The organism is Alteripontixanthobacter maritimus (assembly GCF_003340475.1).
Classification (GTDB): domain Bacteria; phylum Pseudomonadota; class Alphaproteobacteria; order Sphingomonadales; family Sphingomonadaceae; genus Alteripontixanthobacter; species Alteripontixanthobacter maritimus.
The window spans coordinates 826878-846359 of record NZ_QBKA01000002.1 but is presented as its reverse complement, the minus strand read 5'-3'; the positions used below and the strand labels follow the sequence as shown (position 1 = coordinate 846359).

At 61.1% G+C, this 19482-nt stretch carries 16 protein-coding genes and 1 tRNA gene; 4 read left to right on the top strand and 13 right to left on the bottom strand.

Annotated features, from left to right (window positions below; translation table 11 throughout):
* Positions 1 to 31: 31 nt before the first annotated feature.
* The 7 genes from addA to ahcY form a co-directional block, all read right to left on the bottom strand.
* The gene (gene addA, locus HME9302_RS04215; protein ID WP_115367473.1) at positions 32 to 3523 is read right to left on the bottom strand and encodes a double-strand break repair helicase AddA; all 3492 of its coding nucleotides are present in this window, start codon (positions 3521 to 3523) and stop codon (positions 32 to 34) included.
* Positions 3520 to 6519, bottom strand: coding sequence for a PD-(D/E)XK nuclease family protein (locus HME9302_RS04210; RefSeq protein ID WP_230079866.1), 3000 nt, complete (start codon positions 6517 to 6519; stop codon positions 3520 to 3522). Before HME9302_RS04210 ends, addA begins: the two co-directional genes overlap by 4 nt.
* A gap of 30 nt (positions 6520 to 6549) precedes the next feature.
* Complete coding sequence (locus HME9302_RS04205) at positions 6550 to 7272, bottom strand: nucleotidyltransferase family protein (protein ID WP_115365980.1); 723 nt, start codon at positions 7270 to 7272, stop codon at positions 6550 to 6552.
* Positions 7269 to 8288: an aminoglycoside phosphotransferase family protein gene (locus HME9302_RS04200; RefSeq protein ID WP_115365979.1), complete on the bottom strand. Its 1020-nt coding sequence runs from the start codon at positions 8286 to 8288 to the stop codon at positions 7269 to 7271. Before HME9302_RS04200 ends, HME9302_RS04205 begins: the two co-directional genes overlap by 4 nt.
* Complete coding sequence (tsaE, locus tag HME9302_RS04195) at positions 8285 to 8728, bottom strand: tRNA (adenosine(37)-N6)-threonylcarbamoyltransferase complex ATPase subunit type 1 TsaE (protein WP_115365978.1); 444 nt, start codon at positions 8726 to 8728, stop codon at positions 8285 to 8287. Before tsaE ends, HME9302_RS04200 begins: the two co-directional genes overlap by 4 nt.
* Entirely contained in the window at positions 8725 to 11067 is a 2343-nt protein-coding gene (locus tag HME9302_RS04190; protein WP_115365977.1) for a PAS domain-containing sensor histidine kinase, read from the bottom strand. Before HME9302_RS04190 ends, tsaE begins: the two co-directional genes overlap by 4 nt.
* A 120-nt stretch (positions 11068 to 11187) precedes the next feature.
* Entirely contained in the window at positions 11188 to 12600 is a 1413-nt protein-coding gene (gene ahcY / locus HME9302_RS04185) for an adenosylhomocysteinase (RefSeq protein ID WP_230079865.1), read from the bottom strand.
* Between the two features lie 198 nt (positions 12601 to 12798).
* Here ahcY and HME9302_RS04180 point away from each other — a divergent pair, with 198 nt between their 5' ends.
* Positions 12799 to 13278, top strand: a complete 480-nt coding sequence (locus tag HME9302_RS04180; RefSeq protein WP_115365975.1) for a peroxiredoxin — start codon at positions 12799 to 12801, stop codon at positions 13276 to 13278.
* Between the two features lie 56 nt (positions 13279 to 13334).
* Here the strand turns inward: HME9302_RS04180 and folE are convergent, their stop codons facing one another.
* The 3 genes from folE to HME9302_RS04165 are packed head-to-tail and all read right to left on the bottom strand — an operon-like array spanning position 13335 to position 16034.
* Positions 13335 to 13943, bottom strand: coding sequence for a GTP cyclohydrolase I FolE (gene folE, locus HME9302_RS04175; protein ID WP_115365974.1), 609 nt, complete (start codon positions 13941 to 13943; stop codon positions 13335 to 13337).
* Positions 13940 to 15511 carry a phospholipase D-like domain-containing protein gene (locus HME9302_RS04170; RefSeq protein WP_115365973.1) on the bottom strand — a complete coding sequence of 524 codons (1572 nt, stop codon included), beginning with the start codon at positions 15509 to 15511 and terminating at the stop codon, positions 13940 to 13942. The genes folE and HME9302_RS04170 overlap by 4 nt, the downstream gene beginning before the upstream one ends.
* A 31-nt stretch (positions 15512 to 15542) precedes the next feature.
* On the bottom strand, positions 15543 to 16034 hold the full coding sequence (locus tag HME9302_RS04165; protein WP_115365972.1) for a hemerythrin domain-containing protein: 492 nt from the start codon (positions 16032 to 16034) through the stop codon (positions 15543 to 15545).
* Between the two features lie 159 nt (positions 16035 to 16193).
* Here HME9302_RS04165 and HME9302_RS04160 point away from each other — a divergent pair, with 159 nt between their 5' ends.
* Positions 16194 to 16547 (top strand): metallopeptidase family protein, encoded by a 354-nt coding sequence (locus tag HME9302_RS04160; RefSeq protein WP_230079864.1) that lies wholly within the window; start codon positions 16194 to 16196, stop codon positions 16545 to 16547.
* 89 nt (positions 16548 to 16636) lie between these two features.
* On the opposite strand, the gene HME9302_RS04155 is transcribed toward HME9302_RS04160, so the two are convergent.
* Positions 16637 to 16713 (bottom strand) — tRNA-Arg (locus HME9302_RS04155).
* Positions 16714 to 16779: 66 nt separating this feature from the next.
* Positions 16780 to 17241 carry a (deoxy)nucleoside triphosphate pyrophosphohydrolase gene (locus tag HME9302_RS04150; RefSeq protein WP_326833151.1) on the bottom strand — a complete coding sequence of 154 codons (462 nt, stop codon included), beginning with the start codon at positions 17239 to 17241 and terminating at the stop codon, positions 16780 to 16782.
* A gap of 85 nt (positions 17242 to 17326) precedes the next feature.
* On the opposite strand from HME9302_RS04150, the gene HME9302_RS04145 reads away from it, so the two are divergent.
* Positions 17327 to 17518 carry a Flp family type IVb pilin gene (locus HME9302_RS04145; RefSeq protein WP_115365971.1) on the top strand — a complete coding sequence of 64 codons (192 nt, stop codon included), beginning with the start codon at positions 17327 to 17329 and terminating at the stop codon, positions 17516 to 17518.
* Positions 17519 to 17621: 103 nt separating this feature from the next.
* Positions 17622 to 17804, top strand: coding sequence for a Flp family type IVb pilin (locus HME9302_RS04140; protein WP_115365970.1), 183 nt, complete (start codon positions 17622 to 17624; stop codon positions 17802 to 17804).
* 143 nt (positions 17805 to 17947) lie between these two features.
* On the opposite strand, the gene HME9302_RS04135 is transcribed toward HME9302_RS04140, so the two are convergent.
* A complete protein-coding gene (locus HME9302_RS04135; protein ID WP_115365969.1) occupies positions 17948 to 19429 on the bottom strand; it encodes a M48 family metalloprotease in 1482 nt (493 codons plus the stop codon).
* Positions 19430 to 19482 lie beyond the last annotated feature (53 nt).

The window sequence follows — 19482 nt, the reverse complement described above, 5'->3', positions numbered from 1 at the left end:
TGCTGGCGCCCTATCTGGGGGGCTGGTGTCATCATTCAACGGGTGAGGCTGCAAAGCTTTCCTGTTCGGGCTGCAAGCGAGGGCCGTTTTCCGCCAGCACCGCGTCCGGAATTACGAACAATGCGGGTGTCTGAGTATATAGTACCGCCGCCTCAACCGGACGATCGGGGAAGATGACCTGCAATGCTGCGGCGTAAGCGGCCATCTGGCGCACTATACCTGCCGGGATGGCCTCGGCCGACGTCGGCGGACGGCGGGCGGTTTTGTAATCCACCACGAGCACCTTTTTGTCCGTTACCAGCAGCCGGTCCGCAATGCCTGCGACAACCACCTTGTTCACGGTCGCGGCAAGCGGCACTTCTGCCAGCGCGCCGGGTGCAAACAGGTCCGCAAAACTCGGTGTTTCGAGCACGCCCAGCGCGGAGGCCAGCATCTCATCACGCTCGTGTTCCGGAACGTCGGCAGCCTGCCGTGCAAGCCACCCCGCGCCCAGCTCACGCCGCTGCGCCGCGTCGACTTCCGGTAACCGTTCCAGCAATCCGTGGAGCAGGATACCACGCCGCGCCGCATCTTTCGCACGATCTGCGGGCAATGGCGGATCGGCGCCTTGTTCATCCCCCGCCGATGACGGAGCAAGCGGGCGTGGCGGTACCGGTTCAGGGCCGATGGGTGTTGTGGCCCATGTCGGCAAATCGGGCAGCGTTCCGGACTGTATCTCCGCAAGCGCAGGCTGGTCTGGTGCCTGCGAACCGCGTGTGTGGCTGCTGCCCCATATCGGGTCTGGCTGCCCGTCGCCTTCGAACAGCGGAGCAAGCTGCGCATACCAGCTATCGGGTGCAGGTTCCTGTTCCCGCTTCGTCAGCGCGCCGCCGATGAACAGTGCTTCTTCCGCGCGCGTCATGGCAACGTAAAGCAGCCGCCAGTGCTCTTCGCGTTCTTCGCGCGATTGCACTTCATCCGCGTCTGCAATTGGACCGACACGCTCCGCGCTACGCAGGGGCGGCAGCGGTATGGCGGTACCCGTCATATCCGGCAGAGCGAGGCCACGGGTGGGCGAGGTGTCCGGATTGCCCGTCGCATCGGCCAGGATGACGATGGGTGCTTGCAACCCCTTCGATCCGTGCACAGTCATCACCCGGACTTGACCGCCAGCGCCTTCGGCCTCGCGCTTCAGTTCGCTATCGCCGGCGTCGAACCACCGGATGAACCCTTGCAGGCTGACCACATGCGCGGCAGCGAAGGACGCGGCGGCGTTGAGCAGTTCGTCGATCGGGTCCGCCGCCTCCCGGCCTAGACGCGCCATCAGCTTGCGCTTCCCTTGCCATGGGCCAACCAACAGCCAGTGCAGCAAAGCCTGCGGCGATTCGATATCGGCGAGGCGGAGCAAATCGCGCAGCCTGTCGGCGGTCGCGGCGGCTTCGGGATGCTCCGCCTTGCGCAGGTGGTCCCACAATCGCGTTTTGGGATCGCGATAGCCATGCTGGAGCAGTTGTTCCTGCGTCCATCCGACCAGCGGACCGACAAGCAGGTTCGCCAGACTGAGATCGTCTAATGGCTGCGCGGCGAAGCGCAGCGCTGCCATCAGGTCCTTCACCGCCAACGGCGCACCTAGCCGGAGCCGGTCGACCCCCGCAACCGGCACATTGCGCGCATGGAGTCTGGCGACGATCAGCCCGGCCAGATCCCGGCGTTTGCGGACGAGTACCATCACATCGCCCGGACCCGCCCGGCGGCCGCCATCCTTCATCAACGGAAAACCGTCTCTCATCCAGCCGCGGACCTGATCGGCGATACGATCGGCCATTTCGAATTCGGGTTGGGTCAGGTGGTCGCCTGTTTCCTCGTAATCTGAGGAGGCGGATGCGATATCATCCGCTTCCGGCGCAGCACCGATCGGGTCCCACAGCCGCACCAAACCCGGGCGATCGAACCCCTCATGCTTACCTGCCCCATCGGCCAATCCGAACTCTGCCGGACCGATTGCGGCGATGGCGTCGTCCACGATATCGAGTACGGGCTGTGAAGTGCGATACGACCGACCCAGTCCCAGATCCTGCAATTCGCCAACCGATGTCCGTTCGCCGATGGCCAGCGCATTGCTGCGCGCGGTCGCCATGGCATCGGCGAAATAGTCGCGCGCGATGCGGAAGTTTTCGGGGCTGGTCCCCTGAAAGCGGAAGATGGCCTGCTTGTAATCGCCAACCACGAAAATCGTGCGCAACCGATCGTCCCGCTGGCCCCGACCGGAGAAGAAATCGTCAGTCAGTGCCCGGATGATGGACCATTGCGCCTCGTTCGTATCCTGCGCTTCGTCAATCAGGATGTGGTCGAACCGGCGATCGAGCTTGTAACGGATCCAGTCCGACATTGCGTCATTGGTAAGCAGGTCGGCGGCGCGCCTGATCTGATCGTCGAAATCGATCAACCCTTCGCGCGCCTTGGCCGCCTCCCACCGTAAGGCGAACCTCCGCCCGATGGTTAACGCAGGGACCAGCAGGTCCACAAGATCGAACAGTGCCTGCTGCTGGCGGATCGTATTTACACTGTCCTGCACGCGTGCGCTTGCATCGCGAACGGCGTCGCCAGCCGCCTTGGGCAGACGCGGATTGCCATTTTTGAAGAACAGCGCGGCTTCCAGCGTGTTCAGCTGAGCAAACCGGCCCTCGGCGTCCGCCGACAGAAACGGGGGAATGACCGCCGCCGCCTCGCGCCCGCCCTTCGCATTCCATCCCTCATATTCCGCAAGACAAATCCGTAGCGCCGCGACATCGAAACGGTCGTCGCTGCACAGCTGGGACAGGCCGTCGCGCGTGGCGTCCGACGGCAATCCCAGCAACACGCGGGTACGCGAACCGATGTCGCTTTCCTGCCACGCACCCTTACCCTCCCACGCCGAGCGATGGTCGGCGCAGCGCATCATCCAGCTGCGCACGCCGTCCGGCCCCATACGCAGCGTCATGCCGCCGAGATGGCCTAGCAGGTCGGTTTCGCCCGTCCGCTCCCAATCCACCAGCATGTCTGCAAGCACCTGATGGCTCAAAACCTCGCGATCGCGATCTTCCATCGCGCGGCTGCCGGGCATCAGGCCGGCCTCGTCGGGGAAGGCGGCGAGCAGCCATTGCGAAAATGCGTGGATCGTGTCGATCCGCAGCCCGCCGCCCGGAGTGTCCAGCACGCTTGCGAACAGGCTGCGCGCAAGTTCGCGCGTGTCGGGATCGGTCGGCGCGCCGATGGCTTCCATATCCGCGGCCAGCGCATCGGCGGGCATTCGCACCCAGTTTGCCAGCACCTCGTTCACGCGGGTTGCCATTTCGGCAGCCCCCGCCTTGGTGAACGTCAAACACAGGATTTGTGACGGATCGACACCCTTTCGCAGCAACAGACGCAGCACTCGCGCCGACAACACCTGCGTCTTGCCCGTGCCCGCGCTGGCGGACAGCCAAACGCTTTGCGACGGGTCGACCGCGCGCGCTTGGTTATCCTTCAGCGGATAAACCTTACCTGTGGGTCCGGCGCCGCTCATATCCGGCCCATCCATTCGTCCAGCCGCATCAGCTGGTCGTAGGTCGCATAACTTGGCGCATCGGGGTTCTCGCGCGCAATAAACGGTGCGTTACCTGTAATGTATTTGTCCAAGGCCTCACCCAACATACGCCGCGTTTCGGGAAGAAAGTCTTCGGGCGGGATGCCGCTGCGCTTGTTGCCGGTCATGATGGGAGTGGCGATAAACCCGAAAGCATTGTCGGACCCGGCGGATTTAGCCAGCGACCAGTATTCGAAGACGCTTGCCTCGCCCCTCGCGGTCGGGTCATCCTTAGCGAACCCGCCGGCCTCCACCATAAGCCCCAGCGTGCCGAGTTGCAGGGCATAGCCAGCCTCTACCTGCGCACCGGTCGGCGGCCTACCAGTCTTGTAATCGACCACGGCGAAGCCGCCTTCCGCCAACCGGTCCAGCCGATCGATACGGCCGAATATCTCGACTTCGGCCATTTTGAAATCGCCCCATCGTTCGAACAATGCGGGCACACGGCTGTCATCGTTGCAGATTGTGTCATCGACCCACTGTAACGCCTTCATAAGGCGTGGTTGCCACAGCGCGCGCATCAGCGGATGGGCGTTCATTCGTTTCAGCTCGCGCTTTGCAACCTCGTCGATCGGACCCTCGCCCTCATGCCATTTCTGCAGGATGTCGTGGACCACCTGCCCTTGCCAACCGGGCGAGGGTTCGGCGTCCAGCGCGTCCATCTCCGACAGGCGCAGAATTTGAGCGGCATAGAACTGGTACGGATCGGAACGCAGCCGGTCGATCGCAGTCACGCTGATGCGGTGCGGGCGCTGCTCTGCCGTGGGCATCGGGGCTGGCTGCGGATAGGGGTCGGCGCGTGGCGCGTAATCCAAGGCTCTAGCCAATTCCGGGGTTTCGGTATCGACGTGGCGAGACAGTAAGTCTGCACCCAGCAGGGCGCGTACCCGCAACAGGAAGCGGGAGGCAATTGCTGGCCCAGCGCTGTCGCGGCGTGCGCGGCTCAGCACTACTTCGGGCGCACCCATCGCGCCCGCCAGATCGTGCGCCGACAGGCCAATGCGGAAATCTGCACCCGGTACGCCGAGCGCTCGCAGCACGGGGGGCGCAAGCAGCGGATCGGTTGCAGGGCGAGCGGGCCAGGACCCTTCGTTCAGTCCGGCACAAATGACGAGATCCGCCCGCGCCCCGCGCGATTCCAGCAAACCATAAATGGCGACGCGCGGATGCCCGCCATAGGACGGACGCACCGCCACGCCTTCCATCGCATCACGTAGCGCGAGATGTAGCTCGGACGCAGCAAGAGTGGTGCCGCGCTCGCGAGCGTTCAGCCGCAACGCTTCCACGAAACGCGACAATTCGCGCCCATCCTCACGCGCCCACAGGGCCTCGCCGCACAACGCTTCCGCAGTGGTCGCCAGCAGGTCCAGCCAGTCGGCCAGCGGAGCCTCATCGGTGTCAGCGGTATCTCGTTCGAACAGCGGGGCGAGCATACCGGCGACATCGCTCCACCATTCTGCGACCTGCGCATTTTGCGCCACAGCATCAAGCGGTTCCAATCCGGGCGCAATTCGTGGACCGCGCAATGCGCGTTCGAATGCGCGGGCGTTGGACAGCCATTGACCGCGATCCTGGTCGATAGCGACAAGTGGGTGTTCCAGCAGCGCGGCAAGCGGTACGGGCGCGGCATGCTCGGCCAGCGTTTCGGCCAAGAGTAGGAAAAGCCGCCCGCTCCGCGTCTGGTCGAGCGACTGCCCAGCGGAATCGTCGGCCTGTATGTGCCAACGGCGCAGATGCTGTACGATGCGCCGCGCCAGCCCGCGATCCGGCGTAACTATGGCTACGCGGCGCTCGGAATGTTCGACCGCCTGCCGCACCAGCAAGGCCACGGCCTGCGCTTCCTCTTCCGGATTGGCCGTCTCGATCAAAGAGACGCCAGCCAGCCGGCGCTTGTCGGCCGGCAAGTCGACCCAACCCTTGCTCGCTTCCGGCGGTAGGAACAGCGAAGATATTGCGTGCGTGCGTTCGGGGGGAGCAGCCGTATCGCCCTTGCGGTGCCATTGGCGCACTTCGGCGCGGGCTACGCCCATGCGGTTCAGCAGCAGTTTAAGATGATATTGCGGATGCGTCACCGCGTCTTCCCGCGCGAAGGGCGGATCGCCGGGATTGTCGCCGACCCCGGCCCGCCCCAGTTCGTCCCAAACCCCATCATCCATCGCGAGGTCCAGATCGGGCATGATCACCGCGCCTTGCGGCATATCGGCCACCACGCGCAACAAGGCAGCAAGAGCAGGGGCGGCGCTAGTGACGCCTGCGGCCACGATAGGCGTTTTCGGCTGATCCGCCTTCCAGCGCTGCGCCGCGTGGTCGAACAGGCGGTTGCGCCGGGCAGATGCGTCGAGCCGGTTCATGGCTTGCAGTTCAGTCAGCCAATGCTGCTGAACCCGCGCGAAAGTCCGCAGGGAATTTTGCCAATGACCTGCCAAATCGCCCAGCAGATCGAGGATGCGATCCGACGTCAGGTCTTCGGGCGCGACATCTTCCGCCAGCAACCTGTCCATCGTCGCGGCAACATCGCGGGCAAGACGAAGCAAGGTCGCGCCGGATGGAGCCTTGTCAGCGAGTTCGTCCTTCAGGATATCCGCGATTGCCAGCCACCGGAATGTCGGATCGACCGCAGGCGGGATATCCGCTGCACCCAAAGGATCGAGCAGGCTGCCCAGCGTCTCGTCGAGATCGAGGTCGCCGATCACTGCCATGCGCGGCAGCAGCAATCCCTGCGCGGTATCCGCCCCAGTGCCGGAACGTGCGTCGTAGTGCCGGATAAACGCCTCGGTCACGGTACGCTGCATGCGCGAACTCGGCAGCAGCAGCGTCAGCCGGGCCAGGCCAAGTGCACCGTCCGAATAGCGTGGAACCAGACCCGCCACCAAAGCATCGGCAAACCCGCGATGCGCTGCAATGGAATAGACCTGCGGGGCTAAGCGACCGGTCAAGACTTTGCCCGACCTGAAGGCATGAATATCCTACCCACGCCGCAGAGCTTCCTCGGTCGGAGCGATGCTTTGCGGTGTGCCCACTTCGAACCACAAGCCGGTGAAAGCGGCACCGAACAGGCGCCCCTCCTCCATCGCGCGGGTCCACAAGATGTTGGTGGAAAACTTTCCGTCAGGCGCGTCGCGCAGAAGGCGGTGGCTTACCAGCTGGATGCCGGAATAGATGAACGGCGCGATGCGACCACTGCGGCGGCGGCTGAGCAACCCCGTGCCGTCCATGTGGAAATCGCCTTTGCCGCGAAAGTTCACTGCGCGGCCATGAGGGACTACCAGCAGCAGCGCATCCATCCGTGCCGGGTCCCACAATTGCGACAGGTCGGCAAACGCAGTGCGCGGTCCGTCAAGCCAGATATTATCGGAATTGAGGCAATAGAACGGGTCGGGCAGATCGCCTTGAGCCTTAATCATGCCGCCGCCCGTTTCCAGCAGTTGGTCGCGTTCGTTGGAAAAGCTGACGGAGATGTCCTTTCGCTCGGCCAGATGCGCTTCCAGCGAATCCGCAAGATAGTGCACATTCACCACCGCCCGCGTGAGGCCACTTTCCACCATCCTGTCGAGCGCATGGTCGATCAGCGGTTTACCCGCCACGCGCACCATCGGCTTTGGCTGCGAGGCGGTGAGCGGACGCATCCGTTTACCCATCCCGGCTGCCATTACCATCGCAGTGTCGGATACCAGCGCACGCGAACTCATGCTGCTTGCCTGCCGTTGGCGGCGCGCACGGATTGCGGGATATTTTCGTCGAACCAGCGCGCTACCGGTGCAAGCGCCGGATTGGCAAGATCGCGTTCCAGGGCAGCCCATACCCGCGGGATCATTTCCAGATAACGCTTCTTGCCATCGCGCACGGACAGCCGCGTGAAAATTCCGATGATCTTGGCATTTCGCTGCGCGCCGAGGATTGCATAATCGTCGGCAAAGCCAGCATCAGGTGCGGCCTGCGCGGTGTAATAGGCCAGCATCCGGCTTTCCAGATCTTCCGACACATCCCGCCGCGCATCCTGCAACAGCGATACCAGATCGTAAGCCGGGTGTCCGACCAGCGCGTCCTGGAAATCGATCAAACCCTGGCGCGCGGGATCAGCGGCCTCGTGCGCAGGATCGTGCGGCAGCATGATGTTTTCCGCATGATAATCGCGCAATACCGTGATGCCGGGCTGCTGCCGGTCCAGCAGCGGTACGAGCGCTTCGTCCCAGCTTGCAGCATAGCTGTCCGCATCGGCATCGATCCCGGCATGGCGTGTGTACCATTCGGTAAACAGATACGCCTCGCGCCGGTACGTTGCCAGATCATAAGCGCCGAACGGCCCGGCAGGCAGGCGGTGCAGTTCGACCAGCGCATCGATGGCCGCACGATAGGCGGTATCCTCGTCCTGCGGATGGGCATCAAGCCATTCGCGCATCCGGTCATCACCGAAATCTTCGGTCAGCACCCAACCTTTGGCTTCGTCGGCAGCGAGAATTTCGGGCGCGCGCAAGCGGTTCGCACCGAGCCAGCGCGCAACATGAAGGAATGGTGCGGGGTCTTCATGCGGCGGCGGCGCGTACATCAGCATCGCCCGTGTGCTACCCCCGTCTCTGTCTTCTCGAAACTTTGCCACCCTGAAATACCGCCGAAAGGACGCATCGCCCGGCATCGGGTCGATCGCGGCATCATGCCATCCGGCATCGGTCAGGAATTCGTGTAATCCATCGGGCAGTTCGTTCATGGCATCCGCCTTTGCCAAGCATCGCCGCCGTCCGCAATCGCGCGCCGTCCGTCATCCGCAATTTCCAGACGGATCGAAAGACAGGCCGCTTCCTGCGCGAAACCACCTGCCATTTCGGGCCACTCTGCAAGCAAAGCGGCACCGTGGCGATAATCGTCGAGTCCCAGCTCTTCGGCCTCCTGCGCAGTTTCCAGCCGGTAGAAATCGGCATGAACGATCGGCAGACGCGTTGCCGGCGGATCGTAGGCCTCGATGATTGTAAAGGTCGGGGATGGAACTTCGCCGGTATGGCCACATCCGCGCAAAATTGCCCGGGCTAACGTAGTCTTACCCGCACCAAGCGTCCCGGTCAGGGCAACGACATCGCCGGCGCGCAACTGCGCAGCAATCTTCGCGCCGAACCACTCCATCGCGGCGAGGTCGGGTAGGTCCACGATCATGGCAGGTGGATAATTGCGGCGGTACCGACACCCTTTTCCGACTGGATATCCAGCGTGCCGCCATGCGCCTCGACCAGTTGACGGGAAAGCGGTATGCCAAGTCCCTTCCGCTGGCTGTCGTCGCCCGCGTTTGCCCTCCCGTCCAAAGCGCGGCGCAATTCCGCATCGGTCATGCCAGCGCCATTGTCGGACACGACGATCCGCACGCCCTCTTCCTGCTTTGAAAGGTCGACCAGAATTTTACCGCCATCGCCTGTGGCAGTGATGGAATTGTCGAGCAGATGAGCGACTGCGCGGCCCAGTTGTCTTACGTCCGCGTCGATGCGCACCCCCGGTTTGCCGCGCAGGTCCAGTTTCAGCCCGCCGCGCGATATATCGTCCTGCCGCTCACGTACCAACCGCGTCAGCAGCGGCATCAGTTCGACTTGTTGTTTCTTGATCGGCAGCAACCCGGCTTGGCTCTGCGAAAGATCGAGCACGTTTTCAACTTGCTCCGTCAGCCTATCGACAGACTTCACGATAGCGTCGACATACTCCACGCCTTGCTCGGAAAGTTCGCCCGCAACCCCGGATTGCAACAATTCGGCAAACCCGCCGATCGACGTCAGCGGCGTGCGTAATTCATAGGACATGTTGGCGAGAAAGCGCGTCTTAACCTGGTCGGCCTGTTCCAGCGCCTGGTTCCGTTCACGCAGGGCGTCCTCCGCCTTCTGGCTGTCGGTTATGTCGAGCACGGTGAGCAGGCCATTTCCGTCAGGGAGCGGAACACCGGCATATTCCAGCGTGCGCCCGTCCTGCAGCATCAACCGGCCGCCTGTTTCCTTCCGGTCGAGCGTCGCAGCGCGGATGACTTCGCCGATATGGTCGGCCTGCTTGTCCTTGGCCAAGTTGGGCCGCAACGCAGCCAGCAGGTCCTCTGCCGAGGGATGCCCCTTCAGCGCATCGGATTCCAGCCCCCATGTTCCGGTAAAGCTGCGGTTCCAGAGCTGCAACCGGCCATCGGGCGCGAACACGGCAAGCGCTTCGAACAGGCTGTCGAAAATCGCCGTACGGGTGCGCAGCAAGGTGTCGCGCGTGGCGGACAATGCAAGCTGCTCAGTCCGGTCCTCCGCAATCAGCACCAACCCGCCATCGGGCATCGGTTGGCCGACGATGCGCAAATGCGTTCCGTCAGGAAGCGGCCAGGCTTCTTCCTGCGTTTCCCCGCTGGCAAACCAGGCCAGATGCTCGCCGCGCCATTCAGGAAAATCGCGTACTTCGGGCAAGCGTCCTGCCTCGCGCGCTTCGTTTAGCAGCCGATCGAACGGAATGCGAGTGGACACCGTGCCGGGCGAGATGTTGAATATCCGCCGAAAGGGCTGGTTGGCGAAGGCGATCTGGCGTTCGGCGTCGAATTGCGCCACGCCGATGGAAAGCTGGTCCAGCATGGTCCGTTGCGCTTCGCGGAATGCGCGGAAGGCCCGGGACTGCTCCTCCATCTCCTCAATATCAACCGCGTAACCCGCGATGCCTTCATCGCCCAATGGCAAGTCGCTTACCCGCAGGCTGCGCCGCTGCCCGTTGATGGTAGCGCTGACGGTGCGTTCGATAGCGCGCGCTTCCTGCAAGGCCTGGCGCGCAATATCGGCCGCCGCTTCGCCCTTCACCGGCTCCACCAATTCCGTCCCGGCTGCGACCACAGCGTCGGCATCGGTGCCTCCCACAGCCTCGACATAGGCGCGATTCACCAAACGCAGCGCGCCGCTGGGTTCGCGGAACCACATCGGCATCGGCGCCGCTTCGATCAGGCCGACCAGCGCACCGAAATCACCCCGTGCGCGATCCGCCTGTTCGCGCAGACGGCCGAGTTCCGTTTCGCTTTCGCTAAAATCGAACAGCCACAACAACGCCGCCCCGCCGGGCGATACTTGCGGGTCCGCCAGTGAACCGCGCACCGCCAAACTTCGCTGCGATCCCTTCGGGTTGAGGACCATGCGAAACGGGGCGGCTGTTTTCTGGGCGCGGCGCACGGCTTGGGCAAGCTCGCGAGCTTGCTCCGCAGGCAATACCGCGTTTTCAGTCGCGTCTTCCCCCGCGAGTTCGGACAGGAAATGCGGCATCGTTTCGAGCCCGAGCCAGCCTGCCAGCCGGTCCGGCCCTTCCAGTTTGCCATCGGCGCGCACCAGCAGCGGAATGGCCGGGCTTTCGTCGATCATGCGCGACATGCGCCGGGCGGCTTTGCGGCTTCCCTCCGCCTGCGCCGCGCGGTTCGCAGCCGCCACAGCCAGCCACGCCGCACCCGCCGTCCAGACGGCGAGCAGCAGGGCGACCATGACCATGGCGAAGGGCGTCAATTCCATGGGCTTCAGCTATGCGGTGCGGGCAGAGGATGCAATCGTCAGAGACAGAAAAAGCCCCCGGCCTGCGTGTGCTGACCGGGGCCTTTTCAATGGTTTGAATGGCGATGCAGCCGCAGTTACCTAGTAACGGTAATGTTCCGGCTTGTACGGGCCTTCCACCGGCACGCCGATGTAGTCGGCCTGCTGCTTGCTGAGCTGCGTCAGTTTCACGCCGAGCTTGTCGAGATGGAGCTGCGCCACCTTCTCGTCCAGATGCTTGGGCAGGACGAACACTTCATTCTCATACTGGTCATGCTTGGTAAAAAGCTCGATTTGCGCCAGCACCTGGTTGGTGAAGGAACAGCTCATCACGAAGCTGGGGTGACCTGTCGCGCAAGCAAGGTTCACCAGGCGTCCCTTGGCCAGAATGATGATCTGCTTACCGTCGGGGAAGGTGACGAGGTCGGTACCTTCCTTCAGTTCCGCCCATTCGTAATTGTCGAGCGCGCCGATCTGGATTTCGCTGTCGAAGTGGCCGATGTTGCACACGATGGACATGGGCTTCATCGCCTTCATGTGTTCCGCCGTGATGACGTCTTCATTGCCGGTGGTAGTTACGAAGATATCGGCGCGTTTCGTCGCCTCTTCCATGGTGACGACTTCATAGCCTTCCATCGCTGCCTGCAACGCGCAGATCGGATCAATTTCGGTGACCATCACTCGCGCACCGCCATTGCGAAGACTGTCGGCCGAACCCTTGCCGACATCGCCAAAACCGGCGACGCAGGCGACCTTGCCCGACAGCATGACATCGGTTGCGCGCCTGATCGCGTCTACCAACGATTCGCGGCAGCCATACAGATTGTCGAACTTCGACTTGGTCACACTGTCATTCACATTGATCGCGGGAAACGGCAGCTTGCCCTTCTTGGCAAGCGAATACAGGCGGTGGACACCGGTGGTGGTTTCTTCCGAAACGCCGCGAATATTCTGTACCGACTTGGTCAGGTAGCCGGGGTTTTTCTTGATGTACGCCTTCAACGCACGCTGCATCTCGACTTCTTCGGCATTGGCGGGCTCGGGCATGGTTTCACCGGCTTCCACCCGTGCGCCCCACAATGCGAACATGGTTGCATCGCCGCCATCGTCGAGGATAATATTGGCTGTCTGGTCCGGATCTTCGTTGGTACCCCAGTCGAATATGCGGCCGACGTAGTCCCAGTAATCGGCCAGCGTTTCGCCCTTCACAGCGAAAACCGGCACGCCGGATTTCGCGATGACCGCTGCGGCATGATCTTGGGTGGAGAAGATGTTGCAAGTCGCCCAGCGTACATCCGCGCCCAACGCCGTAAGCGTTTCGATCAGCACGGCAGTCTGGATGGTCATATGCAGCGAACCGGTAATCCGTGCGCCCTTCAGAGGCTGCTCGGCACCATATTCTTCGCGCAGAGCCATTAGGCCTGGCATTTCGGTTTCAGCAATGTTGATTTCAGCACGGCCGTAATCCGCGAGACCGATATCCTTGATGATGTAATCCTGGGCTTTCGTGGCCACAAAAATTCTCCTGCATTTGAAAAGCGAAACGGGCCGCGTAACGGGCCCGTTTGTGTGGCGCTTTACCTAGCGATTGCGGACTGCTCATGCAAATATAAAGTTATCTTTATATGTGATCCGAACAAAGCTTCCGTTGCCGCTACGCCCAAGCCGCCTATATCGGTTGCGCACCTGTATTCTCACGAAAGGAAATTACCCATGCGCATTTCAGTTGGCGACACATTGCCCGACGTAAAGCTGGTCAAGGCTACGCCCGATGGGCCGGAACAGGTCCAGTCGAAGGACTATTTCGCGGGCCGCAAGGTTGCGCTGTTTGCCGTCCCTGGCGCCTTTACTCCCACTTGCTCCGCCAAGCATCTGCCGGGTTATATCGACAAGGCCAGCGACCTGAAATCCAAGGGTGTCGATGAAATTGCCTGTACTGCCGTCAATGATGCATTCGTGCTGGGCGCGTGGAAGAACGAAAACGGTGCAGACGCCGTGACCATGCTGGCCGACGGCAATGCCGAGTTTGCCAAGGCGATCGGGCTGGACGCGGATTTCTCAGGTTTCGGAATGGGAACGCGCGCGCAGCGCTACTCGATGGTCGTGAATGACGGCGTGGTCGAACAACTCAATGTCGAACAGCCCGGCGACTTCAAGGTATCGAGCGCAGAGCATATGCTCGAGCAAATGTAAGCCGTTCGCCAGACCAAATGTGAAAAGGGCGCTCCGCGAGGGGCGCCCTTTCTGTATCAGTATCCCATCAGGCTGAGCACTTCCTTTCGGCTGCGTTCGTCTTTCAGGAAAGTGCCCATCATGCGGCTGGTCGTCATGCCGACGCCGGGCGTGCGAACACCCCGGGCGGTCATGCAGGCGTGCGACGCTTCGATCACCACGGCAACCCCCTGGGGTTGCAGATTGTCCCAGATACAGTCCGCAACCTCTGCCGTCAGCCGTTCCTGAATCTGCAGCCGCCTGGCATAGCCATGCAGCACCCGGGCCAGCTTCGATATGCCGACCACGCGGTCGCTCGGAAGGTAGGCAATGGCTGCCTTGCCGATGATCGGGGCCATGTGGTGTTCGCAATGCGACTGAAACGGAATATCCTTTAGCAGGACGATTTCGTTATACCCGCCCACTTCTTCGAACACGCGGCTCAGATGGATGCTGGGATCCTCCCCGTATCCCTGACAATATTCAAGCCACGCACGCGCCACCCGTTTGGGCGTATCGAGCAAGCCTTCGCGCTCCGGATCGTCGCCTGACCATTCGATCAGCGTCCGAATGGCGTCCTGCACATTCTCGGGTACGGGCGGCTTACCGCGCGGATCGTCTTCATCCGGTCCAACCAGACTGCTCATTTACGTCCCTTTCTGCTGAATTTCCGGCGCGCCCGGTCGAGTTTGCCTCCTTTGCGAAACAAACCCCCATCGGCATAGGCTTCGAACATATCGTCAGGGTTCTCCGGATCGAAGAACGCCGACTCTGCAACGCCTTCTTCTATGTCGTTCAGTTCCGGCGGTTCGTAGCGGCGCAGGCTGCGTTCGCCGTCACCCAGTGTCGCATCGAACAGCGCCGCCATCGAACCATGCCGTTCCAGCAGGCCAGCGACGTCCTTTTCCTCCAGCCCGCAATGCTCCGCAATCAACGAATGGTGGAGGGCGGTGATCGCATCCGAACAATGGCTGTTGGCGGGTCGGGCGGCGTCGATGAACATATCGCATTCGCTATCCAGCCCGAGCGAGCGGTTGTTGAGATTGGCAGACCCGATACGCAGCACCTCGCCATCGATAATCATGATCTTGGCATGGACATAGATCGGCGTGTCGCCGGTATATGGAATCCAAAGCGAGAAACGACCATGCACATCGGCTTTCTGCAAGGTCTCGACGATTTGCGCGCGAGCGTGATCCATGGCTTGTTGTTCCAGCCAGCCGTCCGCATGCGCAGGATGGACAATTACGATTTCGGGCGGGTCGTCTTCCTGCAACCTTTCCAGGATTGCCTCGCTGACCTTGCGTGACGCGAAGTACTGGCTTTCCGCGTAGATGAACTTTTTGGCACGCGCGATATGGTTGAGAAATAGCGCCTCGATTTCCGTTACGGCATCCCATTCCCGGTATTTGGCCCGGGTGCGCGCGATGCCGATCTCGACGTTCTCAAATTGCGCTTCAAGTCCATCGGGCCAGATACTCTCGGCAGGCGGACGCATCGGGACGAGCGGCGTACCGCCAGCCCTGATCCAGCGGTCGCGCCCAAGGTCGTCGAGCGCCTGGGCTACACCGCCCTCCACCATCATCGTTGCATCGTGCCACGGTTGGTAAGGTTTTCCGCGCGGTGTCTTGCGGGTTTCATCATGCTCTTTATGCTCGCGCGTGTCCCATCGCCCGATCGTCATATCGATGCCGCCACAGACGGCCAATGCGTTGTCGATCACAACGATCTTCTGGTGATGACTGCACCCGACCGGATGCGCGGTATCGAATTTGAAATCGATCCGCCTATGGGGAAGCCAGCGCAGCAGGTCAGCCCACATGCTGCCGCGGAACGTCAGTTTGAACGCACCGAAGCTCCATTTCAGGATTTTTATCTGCAATGACGGCCGATGGCGCGACAGCCAGACGAAGAAACTGCCGAGGCGCGACGGATATTTTTCCTTGAACCCTTTTTGCCACCAGCGCCGACCCTCGGCCAGATGGATGCGGGTGTCGAAATCCCAGCCGATCATCATCAGTCGGTATTGGGCATTCAACATGGCCGCCTGCATGACGGAAAAGTAATCGGCAGCATCAACGATTACGGTGGCGCGATCCGCATGCGCATAACGCCAGACGCCCGGCTCCACACTTTCGCGGAGCCGGGACACGTCTGTCGGGTCTACAAGTTGCTCCTCGTCGGACCCGGCATTGTCTGCAAATTGGTCGTTCATCTAACGGGGATGCCCCGCTTCGGCTCCCGGCTCAATCCTTGGCGTCCGATTTCTTTTCCGGGGTTACCTCAGCGTCCGCCTTCTCTTCCTTTTTGCGACGTTCGAAAACTTCGCGCATGTGTTTGCGGTCATCGTCGGTCAAATGCTTTTCGAAGTCCGGGAAATGGTCCTCTTCCTCTTCTTCGATATGATGCCGGTAATCGTGATCGAGCTGCTTGAACTTGGTCATCCATGCGCTGGAAGACATGTCCGTTGCGGCCAGATCGTTCAGGGCTTCGTTCAATTCGTGATGCTCGGCAACGGAGTGGCGCGTGTCATCCGTGGTGGGCGGCTTACGCAACATCGTTGAATAGAGAGCTTGTTCCTCGGCCGATGCATGACTTTTCACTTCTTTCGTGAATTTGGTCAGCAATTCCTTGCGCTTCTCGGTCTCGCCGCTGGTTTGCGCCATCTGGTCCAGGATATCGCGATGGCGATTATGATCTTCCTTCAAACGGGCGAAAATATCTTCGGACTGGTTCATGGCGGGGGCCTTTTCGAAAAAGATGTGCTTGGTATTCCGAACAGGTGAGCGCGGGCGCGGTTCCTGATTGGCTGGCCAATCCGGGCCGCAATACCCATAATATGAGTTATGGCAGAGGAGCTGAGGATGCACCCAACCGACCCCCCAGGGATGGAAGCGATGGCTGTCGCCGCTCTCTCCTCACTGCCTGCAAAGTTCGCCGAGCACCTCGCCGATGTGGTCGTGCAGGTGGAGGAGTTTGCTACGACCGAGCAACTGCAGGCAGTGGGACTTACCGATCGCTGGCATCTGACCGGGCTATATGAAGGTCGCCCGCTGCATGAACGATCGGTGATGGATACTGCTGAAATGCCGCCCATGGTCTCGCTGTTTCGGCAACCCTTGCTGGCGGAATGGCGCGAAACGGGCGTGCGCTGGGCGGATCTAATACGCCATGTGGTGATCCACGAAATCGGGCATCACTTCGGACTGTCGGACGACGATATGCATGCGTTGGAGGATCAGGCGGATTAAGCTTCCGTTGCTTCAGTGGTCGGATGACGAACGTCTGCCAGAACCTCGCCAACGAAAAAGGCCGCCCTGATCGGACGGCCTCTTTTATTTGGTGCGCCCGGAAGGATTCGAACCTCCGGCCACCTGATTCGTAGTCAGGTACTCTATCCAGCTGAGCTACGGGCGCACCCGAGGGGCGGCACATAGTCAGGGGTCGCAAGCTTGGCAATCCCTATCGCGCGCGTTTGGCGAACTATTTGGCAGGTTCGGGCAGGCCGGCAAACAGTTGCCCAGCCAGTTCCAGATCGAGCGGAGGACAGTCGAGGCGGGATATTTCCGGCTGCGTGAACCAATCGGGTGCCGCACCTTCCTGTGGAACCGGCACACCCACCCATCGCGCCGTACTGTAAAGAAGTATGACAATGGTGTGATTATCATCCGCTGACGGACCTGTGGCAAATCCGGCCGGAGCAAGTTGCTCCGCGTTCAGTTTGATACCGAGCTCCTCCCGGACCTCTCGAACCAAGGCTCCGACCGGCGTTTCACCGGGTTCTACCTTGCCACCGGGAAATTCCCACAAGCCCCCATGCAGCTTGTTTGCGGGGCGGCGCTGCAACAGCCAGCGGCCGTCACTACGCTGCATCGCCGCTGCTGTTACGAGCATGATCGGCGGTGCCGGAATAACATCATCTGTCGGACTTTTTTCCACTTCCACGCGCAATCCTCACTTTTTCTTAACTTCGCAGTTCGATTGGCAGGGATGTTGAACACATTCTCAACTGAAGGTTCGGGCGAAGCCAATGCTGAAACTTATTCTCCGTATCACGCACGATCAGCGCGGCACCAGTGCCGTTGAATATGGCTTGATTCTCGCTTTGATCTTTCTTGCGATTGCCGGTGCCGTCTCGGCTTTGGCCGATGAAAGCACCGAGCAATGGGATGGTCTCAACACAAAGGTAACGGACGCTTCGAAAAACAATTTCAAGGAATAGACCTTAGGATTTTGTCAACGAGTTGGCCGTACCAATCACATAGCTCCTGACGAAACCGTTTCGTGAGGGGTCGGGTAAGAAGACTACAACCAGGAGACTACACATGAAATTCATCAAGAACCTCGTTCGCGACGAAGAAGGCGCCACGGCTATCGAATACGGCCTAATCGCAGCTCTGATCGCTGTTGCCGCCATCACTGCAATGCAGGGTCTCGGTAACCAGCTCTCCACCACCTTTGGCGGCACGACCACGAAGATGGCTGAAAGCAACGACAAGTTCAATTAAGCTGATACGCCTTCCAACAGGGGGCAACAAAAGAAAGGCGGCGGGAGCGATCCCGCCGCCTTTTTTGTGCCTGTTGCCCAACTTGAACAGAAAGAAATGGGCGAGACGGGACCGTCGCCCCGCCTTGGCCTACTCGCCCACCATCAGCGTGACTTGACGACGATCTTCACTTTCTGGCCCGCGCGCAGCGCTTCGTTGGACGAAAGCCCGTTGAGGACCCGGAAGCGCTCTACCCGGCCATTGGGATAGGCCATCCGGTTAGCGAGCGAATTGACGGTGTCGCCAGCTCTGACAGTCACGACATCGATCCGGCGCGGGATGATATTGGCGGCTTCAGTCTGAGTGATGCGCCGCATCGAATTGAACATCGGATTGAACACCGAAGTACCACCCGCCTTGGTTATGGTCTGAAAATGGAAGGCCTGCGAGTTGGAAAACTCGTAAGCAAAGATCGTCACGTCCACTTGACCGTTCTGGGTGTTGACCCGAGCTGTCGAATAAGCGGCGGGCAGACCATTCACGGTCGTGCGCTGCACATTACCCGGATTTACCTGCTGTTGCTGGCTGCTCAGCGCAGAAAAGCCGCTCCGCACATAATTTTCCAGATTGCCGTTATATTGCGCGGTCGTGAGCTGAGCCTGGCCGCTCTGGCCGTTGATGGACACAGCGCGCGTGCCGTTGACCATGTAAAATCCGTTTGGCGAATTGAATGCCAGACGCAGGTCGGGATGCAGGAACGTATTGCCCTCGATCACGCCCTGCGCAGGGTCGTCCCCATAGATCAGACCGTCGATCCGAGTAAGGAACGTGTCGCGATTGGTAACTTGTCCGGGAAGACCCTGCGCTTTTTGCAGTGCTGTCTGCACACGCGTTGCCGGGTTGGGGTGAGTTGACGACCATTCAGGGATCGTCGCATTATTACGGCCCTGCAGACTACGATCGAGATTGTTTTGCGCGGCCAGGCTGGAAAGCACGGTGCCCATCGCACGCGGATCGTAGCCAGCCCTCGTCAGGTACTGGATACCTAGCGTATCGGCCTCAAGCTCCTGTTTGCGCGAGAAGCTCAAAGTGAGCAGCTGCGACCCTTGCAGGAACCCGCGCGAAAGTGTGTCGCCAAGCCCGCTATTGCCGAGCAGCACACCGGAAAGGATGGCGCCCAGTCCGCCGAGCAGTGAATTGCGCTGCGAGGCCTGTTGGCGGCGCTGCGAATGGCGCGCGGCAACGTGGCCTACTTCGTGTCCAAGCACAGCGGCGAGTTCCGCCTCGTTGTTCATCAGTGCGACGAGTTGGCGGGTGGTGTAGACGTAGCCACCGGGTACCGCGAAGGCGTTGTTCACACTGCTGTTGACCAGCGATACCGTGAAATCTTCACGCGCATTGCCAAGGCCGGACTGAACCGAAATGTTCTTGCCGACGGATTCCACGTAATTGGCTTGCGGGCCAGTCATCGCGCCGCCGAACTGGGCCAGCAATTGCGGGTGCGCTTCTGCGCCCTGCTGCGCCTCGGTCTGGGTGATAGGTGCGGACGCATCGGGAACCGGACCGCCACCGACGGCTGCGCAGCCGCCAAGCGAGAGAGCCAGAATGGCGGTGGATGTACAGGCAGTTTTGGTCAGACGTGGCATAATAGTCCCCTTCACGTTTTCGGACGCGGCAATCCACCCATCGCCGGCAAGTG

Excerpts from the sequence above, each read along its gene's own strand:
- HME9302_RS04145 (WP_115365971.1), top strand. The coding sequence starts at position 17,327 with ATGCTGAAACTTATTCTCCGTATCACGCACGATCAGCGCGGCACCAGT.
- folE (WP_115365974.1), bottom strand. The coding sequence starts at position 13,943 with ATGAGCAGTCTGGTTGGACCGGATGAAGACGATCCGCGCGGTAAGCCG.
- HME9302_RS04205 (WP_115365980.1), bottom strand. The coding sequence starts at position 7,272 with ATGAGTTCGCGTGCGCTGGTATCCGACACTGCGATGGTAATGGCAGCC.
- HME9302_RS04140 (WP_115365970.1), top strand. The coding sequence starts at position 17,622 with ATGAAATTCATCAAGAACCTCGTTCGCGACGAAGAAGGCGCCACGGCT.
- tsaE (WP_115365978.1), bottom strand. The coding sequence starts at position 8,728 with ATGATCGTGGACCTACCCGACCTCGCCGCGATGGAGTGGTTCGGCGCG.
- HME9302_RS04135 (WP_115365969.1), bottom strand. The coding sequence starts at position 19,429 with ATGCCACGTCTGACCAAAACTGCCTGTACATCCACCGCCATTCTGGCT.
- HME9302_RS04160 (WP_230079864.1), top strand. The coding sequence starts at position 16,194 with ATGGCTGTCGCCGCTCTCTCCTCACTGCCTGCAAAGTTCGCCGAGCAC.
- HME9302_RS04200 (WP_115365979.1), bottom strand. The coding sequence starts at position 8,288 with ATGAACGAACTGCCCGATGGATTACACGAATTCCTGACCGATGCCGGA.
- HME9302_RS04190 (WP_115365977.1), bottom strand. The coding sequence starts at position 11,067 with ATGGAATTGACGCCCTTCGCCATGGTCATGGTCGCCCTGCTGCTCGCC.
- HME9302_RS04170 (WP_115365973.1), bottom strand. The coding sequence starts at position 15,511 with ATGAACGACCAATTTGCAGACAATGCCGGGTCCGACGAGGAGCAACTT.
- HME9302_RS04180 (WP_115365975.1), top strand. The coding sequence starts at position 12,799 with ATGCGCATTTCAGTTGGCGACACATTGCCCGACGTAAAGCTGGTCAAG.
- HME9302_RS04165 (WP_115365972.1), bottom strand. The coding sequence starts at position 16,034 with ATGAACCAGTCCGAAGATATTTTCGCCCGTTTGAAGGAAGATCATAAT.
- addA (WP_115367473.1), bottom strand. The coding sequence starts at position 3,523 with ATGAGCGGCGCCGGACCCACAGGTAAGGTTTATCCGCTGAAGGATAAC.